This window comes from Planomicrobium okeanokoites (assembly GCF_003428875.1).
GTDB lineage: Bacteria > Bacillota > Bacilli > Bacillales_A > Planococcaceae > Planococcus > Planococcus okeanokoites.
In genome coordinates this window covers 144820-158245 of the sequence record NZ_QQRS01000004.1, presented here as the reverse complement: position 1 = coordinate 158245, position 13426 = coordinate 144820, and the positions used below count along the sequence as shown (strand labels likewise).

Sequence of the window (13426 nt, the reverse complement as noted above, 5' to 3'; positions counted from 1 at the left end):
GTTCTAATATAAAAGAATTAACTTACTTGACACTTTATAGTAACTAAAATACAATAGGTTACATAAAGTAACTAATATATGAAAAGAGGAATAAGATATGAATTTTCATCAAAAGCCTGTGACTTACACAGACGAAGTAGGATTAAAGGTGCTCGACCTTGCCGGAATGAAGAAGTTTTACCAGGACATTATCGGTTTCCAGGTGATTTCCGAACAGGACAACGAGGTGCAACTGGGTACAGATGGGAAGAGCCTGATCAGATTGACAGCCCGTGATGGGGTAGAGCCGAAACGGGATCGATACGCCGGCTTGTATCATTTCGCGATTTTATTGCCAAGCCGCAAAGAACTGGGCAAAATTCTATTGCATCTCCACCAGCAAGGTATTCGTCTTGGTTCATCCGATCACCTGGTGAGTGAAGCGCTATACTTATCGGATCCTGAAGGCAACGGCATCGAAATCTACCGTGACCGTGATCCGGAAGAATGGAATTGGAGCAATGGTCAAGTGGCGATGGCGGTCGATCCGATTGATGCTGAAGGTGTGGTGCAGGAAGCTGCCTTATCCAATGAAAGTTGGAGCGGTATGCCATCGGGCACTTTGATGGGGCACGTCCATCTGCATGTTTCAAACCTTAACGAAGCGAAAGAGTTCTATACGGACGGTCTCGGTTTTGAAGTGGTGACCTCGATGGGCGGCCAAGCGTTATTCCTGTCCGACCAAAAATACCATCACCATATCGGCCTCAATGTCTGGAATGGCACCGGCATACCGGCTCTTCCGGAACAAGCAGCCGGCCTGGATTTCTACACACTGGTTTTCGCTGATGAAACGAAGCGAAGCCAAACCGCTGAACGCCTCCGCGCACTTGGCGCAGAAGTGACAGAAGCAGCGGATTACTGGGAAACGCGCGATCCATCCGGCAATAAAATCAGAATGGCAGTTTAATGAAATATAGTGTTGCCTCTGCTCAGTTGGACTTTGAGCAGGGTTTTTTTTATTGGATTATATTTTCTGAAAGTTTAAAAAACTGGAGGAGAAGATGCTATAATTTTCTGTATCCGAATGAAAGGGGTGTGGAATGGGAAAGTTTGATGCGGTTTTATTGCCGGACGTAAAAGCGCTTGAGGCCCTAATCAGCCGATTGCCTGCACAACATTCTTATCAGAAATTCTTGGAAGTGGAATTGCACCGGACAAGTGCTGGTAAGCGAGGGGAGGAGAAACTGCTTAAAAAATTGGCTGAATTTAATTGGAAGGAAAACCATCTAATCCTTCCAGATGTCAGTTTAAGCCGAGGTGATGTAAAGATTCAGATGGACAGCTTATTGTTGACGCATTCGCAAGCAATCATCATTGAATCGAAAAATATTCATGGGAAAATCCATTTTGACGACTCCACCGGCGAATTTTACCGTTACGATAATGATGGTAAAAAGACGGTGATGGAGAACCCCGCGATCCAATTGAAAAGAAATATCCGTTTTTTCGATGCTTGGCTGAAATCAAAGAAACTGGACCTTTCAGTAAAAGGTCTTATCGTTTTTACATCTAAAGAATGCGAATTCATCTCTAAACCGCAGAAAATCCCCGTCTGCAAGACATATCAACTTCACGATTATCTCTACAGCATGCTTGGTGCAAGCTCCCAACAGCCATCAGTCAATCTGAAAAAGCTCAAAAAAATAATCGAAAGCGAGCAGACTCCTTATAAAAGAATCCCTCTTTGCGATTATTACCGCATTGATCCAGCAATTTTGATCAAAGGTGTTCGCTGTGTGAAATGCGGAAGTTTTGGGAACGGCACAATAAAAAGAATTTATTGGTATTGCAATATATGCGGTCATGCTGATGCACAGGCGATGAATAATACAATAAAAGAATACTTTTCATTGGTAAGCCACATGATTTCCAATAGCGAACTAAGGGAATTCTCGCTGTTGGAATCCCGCCATGCCGCTTCCAGAATCCTGTTGAAATATGACATGGAGAAAATCGGTGAGCAAAAAGTGAGGAAATATCGGGTTAAGCAGTCAAATTGAGGAGAAATTACCTTTGCCGATCACAAATGAGTGGTAGCCGATCATAAAGTGTCCGTAGCCGATCACAAATGGTTGGTAGCCGATCACAAATCTCTGTCCGGTCGCTTTTCGCTTGCGAAAAGCATGTATTTGGCTTTTTTCATTCGAAAAATCATCTGATTAAAAATGCAATAGCTTGAAGAATGGAGAAACGCCCTAATTATGAATGAAAATATAAAAAAGGTATGCGCCAAATCAGGCGCATACCTTTTCTATTGGCCAAAAGAAAGCTTCGAACAGCTTTGGCCATCTTCCATAAAAAATATATTGTCAGCGTTGTCAGCTGATAATTGAGAGATTGCATGACGGTTTGTGTCATCCGAGGAATTCGCCCGCATTTCCTGATAGGCCAGCTGGCGTTCCTGGCTCTTTAACTCTTCCAACGGGTTGCCGTAGAACAAAAGCAGGATCGATCCAAATGCAACGGTGATTAAAGTGATGCCCAAAAATGAAAGGAACCCCTTCATATGAAACCCCGCTTTCTAGTGTTTGCTTATTATATGGAACGCAGAGCAAACAGAAAGGTTCCCTATTGATGTATGCCGCCGTGTGGGTGATACTTATTTTAGCAAATACAATCAGTAAAAGGGGGAATCGGTTTGCTGTCATTGCAAACGGGAATTTGTCATTTATTCGGCATCGACGTGCCCATCATCCAGGCTGGTATGGCTGGAGGTCCGGCAACTGCCAAGCTGGCTGCGGCTGTGAGTGAAGCGGGCGGTCTGGGGACATTGGGGGCGGCCTATATGGAGCCCGAAGCATTGCGCAAGGCCATCGCTGACATAAAAGAAGCCACGGACAAGCCATTTGCGGTCAATATCTTTGCCTCCAAAGACACAGACGATTTCTCCCGTCTGGTGGAGGTGCAGCGCGCATTAGCTCCATTCCGTAAAGAAATGAAGATTGAAGAACCTCACATCACAAGCTCATCAGATTGGAGCCGTCAGCAATTCGACATCTGCCTGGAAATGGAGGTGCCTGTCGTCAGCACGGCTTTTGGTTTATTGGAAACGGAGCAGATGGAGGCGGCCAAAGCAGCGGGCATACAAATAATCGCTATGGCGACAACTGTGGAGGAAGCGCAACTGGCTGAAAAAGCAGGAGTTGGCGCAGTAGTGGCACAGGGAAGTGAAGCGGGTGGCCACAGGGGGACATTTTCCCTCAAAGCTCATCCGGCAGGTGCACAGATCGGCACAATGTCGCTCGTTCCACAAATAGTTGATGCCGTTAAAATCCCTGTCGTTGCAGCGGGTGGCATCGCTGATGGTCGCGGTCTTATCGCAGCACTGGCACTCGGCGCAGAGGCCGTGCAAATCGGGACGCGCTTCCTGCTGGCTGAAGAAGCAGGTACGCATCCTGCCTACCAGCAAAAAGTCATTGATGCGAATGAAGAACATACAATAATAACGAAAAGCTTCTCGGGGCGTCCCGCACGCGCCATAAAAAATCGCTTTCTGGCAGAATTTGAAGAAACGGGAACCCGGCCACTGCCGTTTCCGTCTCATAATACAGTTACGAGAGATATTCGGACAGCTGCCGCTAAAGAAGGCAACAGCGAATTCATGTCCTTGTGGGCAGGGCAATCACTCAGACTTATAAACAGCAAATCCCCGGCAGCTGAAATGATTCGCGAAATCATGGAGGACGCCCGCGGCATCATTGGAGAATAGCGCTTTGGCATCAGCATATTTCTGCAGGAATATCCGGGCGGGCATGCTATACTTATACATGTGATTTTTTAAACAGAGGAGATTGGCTAAATGGAATGGAAAAATATATACCGCGGCATTTTAATGGGCATCAGTGACTTGATTCCCGGCGTCAGCGGAGGAACTATCGCATTTATTTTAGGGATTTACGATCGTCTGCTTGAAGCGATCAGCGGGTTTTTCAGCCGGGAATGGAAAAAACACCTTGGCTTTTTGATTCCGCTCGTCATCGGAGTTGGCGTGACGCTGCTTCTTTTCAGCCGGGTCATCGAATTTTTGCTCGAGCATCATTACGAAGCGACTCAGTTCTTCTTCATGGGACTGATATTAGGTGTCATCCCTTATATCATGAAGCAGGCTGAGGTAAAACAGAATTTCACGAAACGCCATTTCGCTGTTCTGATCCTGATCGGAATCGCTTTGGCTTCAACAGCGTTCATCGGGACAAACGAAGATGTAGCGCCGATCGAGCAATTGAGCGTGCCGGTCTTCTTCACCCTCTTTTTCTCCGGCTGGCTGGCCAGTATGGCAATGCTGCTGCCGGGAATCAGCGGCTCGTTCATCCTTTTGCTGCTGGGAGTCTATACGACAGCGATCAACGCTTTGTCCACTTTGAATATTCCTGTTGCATTGGCAATCGGTGCCGGTGTCATTGTCGGATTTATCGTCAGCAGTAAAGCAATCCGCTATTTGCTGGAAAACTTTACGTATGTGACATATGCGGCCATTATCGGGTTGATCCTGGGTTCATTGTTTGTCGTATTCCCAGGATTCGCTTCTGATACGATGACTTTGGTGACAAGCCTGATCACCTTCACTGTCGGATTGGTCTTCACTTTGCTGTTCAGTTCACCGAAGAAAACCGTCATTACAGATTAAGCAATAAATAAGGACAGCCCTCTGATAGCAGAGGGCTGTTTTTTTGAAACTTCCTGTCTTTGCATCCGTATAACTCTATATAAGAAAAATTTTAAAAAAGACGAGAGGTTTTATTATGAGCAGCATTCTATTATTCAGCGCTCTTAGCGCTTTACTGGCGGCAGTTATCATTACGCCGATTACTGCAGGGAGAAGAGAAGGCAAGGGAAACACTTCTGCTATTTTTGCGATGTTTGCCATTGTCTTCGTAACGGCGTTTTTTGCTATTGGAATATACTATTATATTTTTAATATGGATCGCAATCTCACATCGCTATGGCCAATTGCTTTGGCGGCAACGGTTCTGGGCACTATGTTTGCCCAAGGAACCGAGCAGAAAGCAAAAGCCCTGCTGCTGGTAGGCGCAGCGGGGGCAGCCGCTTATATCCTGGCAGCCCCGCTGTTCAACGCGACGGAAAAATTCGAGTCAGTGGAAATGAAAGAGGAAGTCGAGCTCGAAGCGTTCGATGAAACAAAAACACCGGCGAGCGTGCCTCCGCAGTTTGCGCGCAATAAAATGAAGAAAGCCTTCGGGCAAGTGCCGGACACCAGTTATTATGAACTCGGCAACCTGCAGATCCAAAAAGTGGGCGGAGAATATGTCTATATTGCTCCGGTCGAGTTTTCCGGCTTCTTTAAATGGTGGAATGCCGATTCCACACCGGGTTATTTCACCATGAGCGCTACAGACGCCGCGGCAAACCCGAAGTTCATCAAAGAAGAAATGAACTATACACCTTCGTCCTATTTCGGGAAAAACATCGAACGGAAAATGCGCAGCGAAAATCCTCGAGCAGTGTTTTACGGGGAGCCGCAATTGGAAGTCGATGAAGAAGGTAAGCCATTTTACATCCGGTCTTACGGGGAATTCATTTCAGCGAGAAACGGTTTCGATGTGAAGGGGATTGCTGTTGTCGACCCGGTAAACGGTGAAAACGTGAATTATGCGCTGGAAGACGTGCCTGGTTTTATTGATGGAGCGGTTTCCCCGGAATCGGTCAGTCTTGAAAACAGTTATTACGGCAATTACGCGAATGGATTCTGGAACAGCAAATTCAGCAAGAAAGACGTCAAGCTGCCTTCCGATGAAGGAACGGAAGCAAACGTCAGCCCGATCTTCGATGCTGATGGCGAAATGTACTATTTCACGGATTTCACCAGTCCGAAAGAAGGCGTGGATTCCATGCTCGGATACTCGCTGACGAATGCGCACACAGGTTCTTCGACTTTCTTCACTGGAAGCCTGGAAGATTCCTATATGGATTCGCAGGGGAATCTGCAGATCATTGAAAAGCAATTCATCGAGAAGGAATGGTCCGGTGAAATGCCGGTATTATACAACTTCTACGGCGAAGCCAGTTGGTTGACGCCGGTCCTGGATTCCAACGGCTTCCTGCAGAATTATTTCATCGTCTCAGCGGCCAATCCGGAAATTTCCGTATTTGCGGAAACGCCGAACGAAGCGCTGCGTTTATATCAGACTGCTCTCCAAAGAGGCGGCAGCATAGTGGATGGCGCGTCGGAGGCACCTGAAGCGGAAGCCGCAGGTACTGTCGAGCGCGTCTTCAAGGAAAAGACCGGCGACTTTACGATTGTGTCGTTCCTGCTTGAGGACGGAACGAATTATATCGTGTCATCTGAAAGCAATCCGCTGGCGATTTATCTCGAGGCCGGCGACGCAGTGAACATCACTTATGCTGATACAGGTGAATTATTCCTGCCGGTCAAAGTGCTGCAGATTCAAGCAATCGAATAAGATGAACTCTTTGCTTTTTGGAAGGCAAAGAGTTTTTATTTTGATAAGATTAAATTCAACTATTTGGAAATAAAAGAGGGCATATCTATCTTTTTATTTCTATATTACGTTTTCCTCTTTCTTCAAAGTTCTTTTCGCTTTATAGAACGGCATGGAGAGATTAAACTGAACAGAAGAGGTGATTGCGCGTGCGGAAACTATTCTTATTGTTGGTCATTGTCGCTCTGGTTTATTTCGCACGGCCGCTTTGGGAAGAACCGGTCGGCGAGTATGTGGATTTGAGTTTACTTGATACCATTGAAAACGCTGTTGGAAATCTCGCTGACGGCCCGAATGTGACAGAAGCACTCGACGAGGCGAAAGGATTTACCACACGTTTCGCGAGCCAATTGCAATCACTGGTGAGGTCAGATACGGCTGAAATGCCGGAAGCTGTCGAAAAACCTGAACTGTCCGAAACTGATTCTCTGTTCGCCATCCATAATGTGACGCTTGGGATGTCAAAAGAAGAAGCTCAGGTCAAAGTGGGGTTGCCGCTTCGGCTGATGAAGAATGAATATGGAACCGATTGGCACAGTTATCATACAAATTTCCAGAATTACGTGCTGCTGGCCTATGATAAAGACGGCAATGTCAATGGCATGTTCACCAACCAGAATTTAATTTCCTCCACTGAAGGCATTACGATGACCTCCAATAAAGAAGAAGTACGCAGTAAATTGGGGGTTCCGCTGAAAAGCCTTCAAAAAGGGAATGTACAGTACATTCTCGACACCCGCGAAGAATACGATTTATTCAAAGTCGGCGATCTGTATATCACGGTTTTCTACGATATCCATGAGGAAAACACAGTGACTGCCCTGCAGGTCATCCATGAAGATCTGGAGAAAGACCGGCCGGAAATCTATGCCGCACCTGATGACGATCTGCGTGAAGGCTATGAATTCCTATTATACGAGTTGACCAATTCTGCCCGCATCCAGCGGGAGCTGCCTCTTTTGAAATGGGATGAGCAGGCGATGCTGACTGCGCGGAAGCACAGTGAGGATATGGCTGAAAAAGAATATTTCAGCCATACCAATAAAGAAGGGGAGTCACCATTCGACCGGATGTCTGATGACGGCATCGACTTTTTCGTCGCTGGTGAAAACCTCGCTTATGGCCAATACAGCAGCATCTTCGCACACGAGGGGCTGATGAATTCCATGGGCCATCGTGAAAATATCGTCAAACCGGATTTTGGCTATCTTGGTGTCGGTGCGGCTTTCAACAGCGACAACCAGCCGTTTTATACAGCTAATTTCTTTAATAGATAAGGTGGCAAAGAAAGAGCCGGTCCGCTTAGCGGATCGGCTCTTTTGGCGTGCTTTTAGCGAGTTGGGCGTATTTAAGTGAAAGTTGGGCATAAACTAGCTGAAGTTGGGCATATTTCGACCGAAGTTGGGCATATTCGGACCAGAGTTGGGCATAAACTGAAAATCGACAAAAATTATCGGGGGGATTGAAACCATTGCCTGTCAGAAGCGTATGATAAGAGTGTCAAATACATAAAAAAGCTGACCTTTGTCAAAAGGTCAGCTAACAAATCGTTTATTTCATCAGTTAAGCAGGAACCATGCCAGTACGACAAGCGGTCCGACGATGAAGCAGTAGATTGCGAAGTATTTCAACTGCCCTTTGGCCATGATGTTCATGAACCATTTCAGGGAGAAGTACGAAGCGATCAGAGAGCCGATGAAAGCCATGATGTAAGGTACGGCCAACGTGGCAAGATTGTCATCGTTCAGGATATCGGAAATACTGAGAACGGCGCCTCCAAGACTGATTGGGATGAACAGCAGGAAAGAGAAGCGCAACGCTGTTTCCTGATTGATGCCGCGTGCCATGGCTGCGACGATTGTAGCACCGCTGCGGCTGATTCCGGGAATCAGTGCCACCGATTGAGCCAAGCCGATAATGATGGCGTCTTTCATCGTCATGTTGCCGTCTTTGCGTTTGCCGTGGATGTCGCGGATCAGCCAGAGCGCGACACCAGTGATGACCAGCGTAATGCCGACAGTTACGATAGTGGAAAGGTAATCATCAATCGTGTCCTGGAAGAGCACACCGATTATGGCTGCTGGAATGGTGGCCACCACCAGGTAAACGATGAACATGAAGTCGCGTGTGGTTTCTTCGTCTTTTACTTTGAAGAATCTCAAGCCATTGACGATCAGGCGCTGGATATCTTCGCGGTAGATGATGAGTACAGCGATAAGCGACGCGGTGTTGACGAGCAGCGCAAATGTGGAGACGCTGCCTTCGATTTCAACATCAAGGAAGTATTGGGCGATCAGTAAATGGCCGCTGGATGAAATCGGAATCGGTTCCGTCAATCCTTGAAATAAGCCAAGCAATAAAAATTTGATGGTAAGCCATAATTGTTCCATTTGAAAATAACTCCTTCTGCATGTTTATGATTATGTATGGGCACTGGTATAGACGCAACAGAAACCGTAAAGTTCGCTTTCACAAAGAACAATAATAACATAATTTCATGTTAAACTGGGTATACCGTAGAAATAAAAGGAGGGAAACTTTTGACAAATAAACTTTGGTTCCAAGCAGGAGTCGGAATTATCCTGGCTTTAGTCATCATTCGTCTATTTATAGAAGTACAAGGGATATTCGACCCGCTGTTCATTATCGCAAAAACGATTTTTGTGCCGCTGCTTCTGGGCGGAGTGCTGTTTTACCTGACACGTCCCATTCTTTATTTTCTTGAAAAGCGCGGATTGCCGAAATGGGCGTCCATAATCAGTATCATTCTAGCTATTGTATTGGTCTTTTGGCTTTTTTATGTAATGATCGGACCGATGGTGACCAAGCAAGTAAATTCACTGGTGGACAATGCGCCGGAAATTGTTGAAGATGTTGAAAACTATGCGCAATATCTGCTGGATCAACGAAGCCGGCTGCCAGACAGCATTCAGGAACAAATCAATGGAATGACAAGCAGCATCGGTGATTGGGCATCCAATATCGGTTCTGTGCTGCTTTCTTTTATAACAGGTTTGATATCGGGATTGGTGACACTTATTCTGGTGCCGTTCTTCCTGATATACCTGTTGATAGACCATAAGAGATTTGTGCCGTTCGTCTCCGGTTTCTTTTCAGGTGAACGAAAATCCTGGATTATCAAGACTTTGCAGGACATAGACCGTACGTTGAGATCTTATATCCAAGGGCAGTTATTCGTCAGTTTCCTGGTGGGGATCATGTTGCTGATCGGTTATTGGATCATTGGTCTGGAATATGCGTTGTTATTGGCACTGATAGGCATGGTGACCAATGTCATCCCCTTCCTTGGACCATATATCGCAGTCATTCCGGCTATTATCATCGCATTGGTGACGGATCCCGTTAAAGTAATCTGGGTCTTGGTCATCATGCTGGTGGCCCAACAGATCGAAGGCAATCTGATCACGCCGAATGTCATGGGGAATGCGCTGGATGTTCATCCTTTAACAGTCATTACGCTGATACTGGCAGCGGGGAACATTGCTGGCCTTTGGGGAATCATCCTTGCGATTCCAACTTACGCCGTGCTCAAGTCGATTGCCAAAAATGTGTATGCGCGACGGCAGGAAATTAGAGAGACAGCTACAAAAGATGTTTAAGAGAACCCTCATGAATGAACTATTCATGGGGGTTTATTTTTGTGATGGTAATGTCTTGACGAAAAATAGTCTACCCCCTAAACTGTTAATAGTTGAGGGGGTAGACTATTTTGGATCAACGAATAAAGGAAGCGGTGGATCTCTTCACGGATGTGATGGTCTACGGTACAGAAAAAGTCATCAAATCAGTCGATCATCCGCTGTGGAAAGAGTATTCACCTGAACAGATGCAGATGCTGAAACTGATCAGCAAGGAGAAACGTGTCACTTCCAGCCGTCTTGCAGTGCTGCAATCCGTACATAAATCAGCAATTTCCAGCAGGATAAAAAAGCTGCTGCAGAAAGAGCTGATCCGCATTGCCGAAACGGATGACAGGCGGACGAAGATGCTTGAGATAACAGACGCGGGCGAGGAAGTACTGGCGCAGTCGGACAAGGCTTTGACCGACTACATCGAAAAGCTGATGTCGGAGCAGATCGAGGACAAAGAAATAGATGAGTTCCTGATCATCTTCCGCAAGCTTAAGAAGATACTAAAAATGGATGGAGTGTAAATTGTGAAAACAGTATTAAAATTCAAATGGCCGATCCTGATCGGTTTAATCGCCTTAACAGCCGTTCTTTTCCTGTTGGCTCCAAACTTGACCGAGCAGGCGGAAGAAGCGGGATCTTTCCAGCTGTCTGACGACGCTTCATCACAGCAAGCCGCTGATATTCTGGCAGATGCAGGAGCTGCCGCGCAAACCATTTCAGTTGTCGTGCCGATGGATTCGGAACTGGATGATTCGACGCGCGATACACTGGAACAGATGGTTGCCGATATCGAAGCGATCGGAGAACCAGTAACATCCGTGTTGAATCCGGTCGAAAGTGAAGAGCTGGAAGAGCAATTGATCTCGGAAGATGGGGAAACGATCCTGATCCCAATCACCTTGGATGGTTCCGATGAAGAAGTAAATCAAGTGGCGGATGAAATTCGTGAGAATGTCATCCCTTCCGGTTTAACAGCTTATATCACGGGGGAAGCCATCATTAATAATGATGTTAATATCAGTGCCCAAGAAGGCTTGAAGCGGACTGAAATCATTACAGTCGTATTGATTTTCGGTTTATTGCTGGCAGTTTTCCGGTCGTTTGTCACACCGTTCATACCGCTTGTAGCAGTAGGGATTACGTATTTGCTCAGCCAATCGATTGTGGCGTTTTTCATTGACTGGTTCGGCTTCCCGGTTTCAAACTATACACAAATTTTCCTGGTGGCGATCCTGTTCGGGATCGGGACCGATTACTGTATTTTGCTGCTCAGCCGCTACAAGGAGGAATTATCATCCGGACATGGCGTTGAAGAAGCAATCATCAATACCTATAAAACTGCAGGGCGTACATTGCTGATCAGTGGACTTGCTGTATTCATTGGATTTTCTGCCATCGGTTTTGCCGAATTTCCGATTTTCAAATCAGCGGTAGCTGTCGCAGTCGGGATTTTCGTCCTGCTGATCGTCCTGTTTACCGTCGTGCCATTCTTCATGGCAGTTTTGAAGGAAAAATTATTCTGGCCTTCAAAAAAATCAGCTTCGCATTCGGACAGCAAAATCTGGATCTGGATGAGCAAGCTGTCCATCAACCGGCCGTTATTGTCGATGTTGGTTGTAGCGATCATTACTGTACCGTTATTGTTTACTTATGATAATGATCTGTCTTTCAACACCGTTGATGAAATCGGCGGAGAATACGAATCGGTGAAAGGCCTTCGCGCTATTGAAGACGGCTTTGGCAAAGGTGAATCTTTGCCGGTCCAGGTTCTGTTCAAATCCGATGGTGCTCTGACGGATGAAGACACGATTCCATATTTCGAATCGGTCAGCCGCGAAGTTGAAAAAATCGAAGGTGTCGATTCGGTTCGAGCCATTACACGTCCGACAGGAGAGGTAATTGAGGAACTGTATGTTGACGAACAATTGGGCTTGCTGGCGGACGGACTGACTGAAGCCCGTGACGGTCTAGGGGAAGTCCAGGCAGGTCTTACGGAAATTGAAACCAATCTGGCCAACATTGCCGGCCAGGCTGGCGGTTCGGGTGGACTTGGTGAAGCTGCGGCAGGCCTTGGCCAGTTGAACGACCAGCTCGGTCAAGTTACACAGGGGCTGCAACAGACTGGGAATATCCAGCAGACGGTTGGCGCATTGACGCAAATCAGCGGCGGCCTTACTGAAATTGAGCAAGGCCTCCAAGGAGCAGCCGGACAGACAGGGGAGCTTGGTGCAGGTCTCGGTCAATTAGCTGAAGGTCTCGCATCCGCCAACGAAGGACTCGCTGAAATCGAAGGCGGCCTTACAGAAGCGTCAGATATGATGCAGTCGATGAGCGATAGTGAATCCGTTCGTGCGACGGGTTTATTCGTTCCCGAAGGAACACTGGATGAAGAAGGGTTCGAACAGGTCTTTGACCGCTATACATTCGCTGATGAAACGGGCGTGATGATGGAAGTCATCCTTGCTGAAGATCCATATTCGCCGGAAGCGATCGACACCGTAGCGGAAATTAAAGACACCGTGAATCGCAGCATAGCGGCAACACCTCTTGAAGAAGCAGATGTTGCGTTCGGCGGAATCGCCAGCATCAACAGCGACTTGCAGGATGTTTCTTCGAACGATTTTACAAACACAGTCATCATCATGCTTGTGAGCTTGTTTATTGTATTGGCTATCCTGTTCCGTTCGTTGATCATGCCATTATACATGATCGGTTCGTTGCTGCTGACGTATTATACGTCCATAGCCATTGCGGAATTGATCTTCGTCAACGGACTTGGCTTTGACGGCATCAGCTGGGCCGTGCCGTTCTTCGGCTTTGTCATGCTGGTGGCTCTTGGGGTCGACTATTCCATTTTCCTTCTCGACCGTTTCCGCGAAGAATCTTTCAACGGCATTTCGGTTCGTGACGCGATGTACACATCGATGGCGAAAATGGGGACAGTCATCATCACGGCAGCCATCATCCTTGCCGGCACGTTCGGTGCCATGATGCCTTCGGGTGTATTGAGCCTTGTGCAGATCGCGACCATTGTCGTGACGGGTCTGTTGCTTTACGGCTTAGTCGTATTGCCGCTGCTCATTCCGGCAATTTCGGTGTCATTCGACCGCGGGGTCTGGTGGCCGTTCGGCAATCGTAAACGCGATCATAAATAAAGATGAATAATAGATTGAAGCTGCAGGCGGCACCTGAAATGGGTGTTCACCAGCAGCTTTTTTCTGTTAATGAAGGATTTATAGCAGCCATGCTATAATGGTAAAAGAATGAAAA

General features: G+C 46.8%; 11 protein-coding genes. 9 read left to right on the top strand and 2 right to left on the bottom strand.

The window, feature by feature from the left end:
- Positions 1-97 precede the first annotated feature (97 nt).
- Both D2910_RS10675 and D2910_RS10670 read left to right on the top strand, forming a co-directional pair.
- Complete coding sequence (locus tag D2910_RS10675) at positions 98-949, top strand: VOC family protein (protein WP_117313483.1); 852 nt, start codon at positions 98-100, stop codon at positions 947-949.
- A 133-nt stretch (positions 950-1082) separates the two neighbouring features.
- A complete protein-coding gene (locus D2910_RS10670) occupies positions 1083-2042 on the top strand; it encodes a nuclease-related domain-containing protein (protein WP_117313482.1) in 960 nt (319 codons plus the stop codon).
- 251 nt (positions 2043-2293) lie between these two features.
- On the opposite strand, the gene D2910_RS10665 is transcribed toward D2910_RS10670, so the two are convergent.
- The gene (locus D2910_RS10665; RefSeq protein WP_117313481.1) at positions 2294-2548 is read right to left on the bottom strand and encodes a hypothetical protein; all 255 of its coding nucleotides are present in this window, start codon (positions 2546-2548) and stop codon (positions 2294-2296) included.
- Positions 2549-2680: 132 nt separating this feature from the next.
- Between D2910_RS10665 and D2910_RS10660 the strand changes: the two genes are divergently transcribed.
- From D2910_RS10660 to D2910_RS10645, 4 genes are all read left to right on the top strand, one after another.
- Positions 2681-3751, top strand: a complete 1071-nt coding sequence (locus D2910_RS10660; RefSeq protein WP_117313480.1) for an NAD(P)H-dependent flavin oxidoreductase — start codon at positions 2681-2683, stop codon at positions 3749-3751.
- A 90-nt stretch (positions 3752-3841) separates the two neighbouring features.
- Complete coding sequence (locus tag D2910_RS10655) at positions 3842-4669, top strand: DUF368 domain-containing protein (RefSeq protein ID WP_084243156.1); 828 nt, start codon at positions 3842-3844, stop codon at positions 4667-4669.
- A 115-nt stretch (positions 4670-4784) separates the two neighbouring features.
- Positions 4785-6464, top strand: a complete 1680-nt coding sequence (locus D2910_RS10650; protein WP_117313479.1) for a hypothetical protein — start codon at positions 4785-4787, stop codon at positions 6462-6464.
- A 188-nt stretch (positions 6465-6652) separates the two neighbouring features.
- Entirely contained in the window at positions 6653-7780 is a 1128-nt protein-coding gene (locus D2910_RS10645; protein WP_117313478.1) for a CAP domain-containing protein, read from the top strand.
- A 282-nt stretch (positions 7781-8062) separates the two neighbouring features.
- Here D2910_RS10645 and D2910_RS10640 read toward each other — a convergent pair whose 3' ends face one another.
- Complete coding sequence (locus D2910_RS10640) at positions 8063-8893, bottom strand: undecaprenyl-diphosphate phosphatase (protein ID WP_084243153.1); 831 nt, start codon at positions 8891-8893, stop codon at positions 8063-8065.
- A 150-nt stretch (positions 8894-9043) separates the two neighbouring features.
- Here D2910_RS10640 and D2910_RS10635 point away from each other — a divergent pair, with 150 nt between their 5' ends.
- From D2910_RS10635 to D2910_RS10625, 3 genes are all read left to right on the top strand, one after another.
- Positions 9044-10123 (top strand): AI-2E family transporter, encoded by a 1080-nt coding sequence (locus D2910_RS10635; RefSeq protein WP_117313477.1) that lies wholly within the window; start codon positions 9044-9046, stop codon positions 10121-10123.
- A 110-nt stretch (positions 10124-10233) separates the two neighbouring features.
- A complete protein-coding gene (locus D2910_RS10630; RefSeq protein ID WP_084243151.1) occupies positions 10234-10677 on the top strand; it encodes a MarR family winged helix-turn-helix transcriptional regulator in 444 nt (147 codons plus the stop codon).
- A 3-nt stretch (positions 10678-10680) separates the two neighbouring features.
- Positions 10681-13311, top strand: a complete 2631-nt coding sequence (locus D2910_RS10625) for an MMPL family transporter (RefSeq protein WP_117313476.1) — start codon at positions 10681-10683, stop codon at positions 13309-13311.
- The last annotated feature ends 115 nt before the right edge of the window (positions 13312-13426 follow it).

Excerpts from the sequence above, each read along its gene's own strand:
- D2910_RS10675 (WP_117313483.1), top strand. The coding sequence starts at position 98 with ATGAATTTTCATCAAAAGCCTGTGACTTACACAGACGAAGTAGGATTA.
- D2910_RS10670 (WP_117313482.1), top strand. The coding sequence starts at position 1,083 with ATGGGAAAGTTTGATGCGGTTTTATTGCCGGACGTAAAAGCGCTTGAG.
- D2910_RS10665 (WP_117313481.1), bottom strand. The coding sequence starts at position 2,548 with ATGAAGGGGTTCCTTTCATTTTTGGGCATCACTTTAATCACCGTTGCA.
- D2910_RS10655 (WP_084243156.1), top strand. The coding sequence starts at position 3,842 with ATGGAATGGAAAAATATATACCGCGGCATTTTAATGGGCATCAGTGAC.
- D2910_RS10650 (WP_117313479.1), top strand. The coding sequence starts at position 4,785 with ATGAGCAGCATTCTATTATTCAGCGCTCTTAGCGCTTTACTGGCGGCA.
- D2910_RS10640 (WP_084243153.1), bottom strand. The coding sequence starts at position 8,893 with ATGGAACAATTATGGCTTACCATCAAATTTTTATTGCTTGGCTTATTT.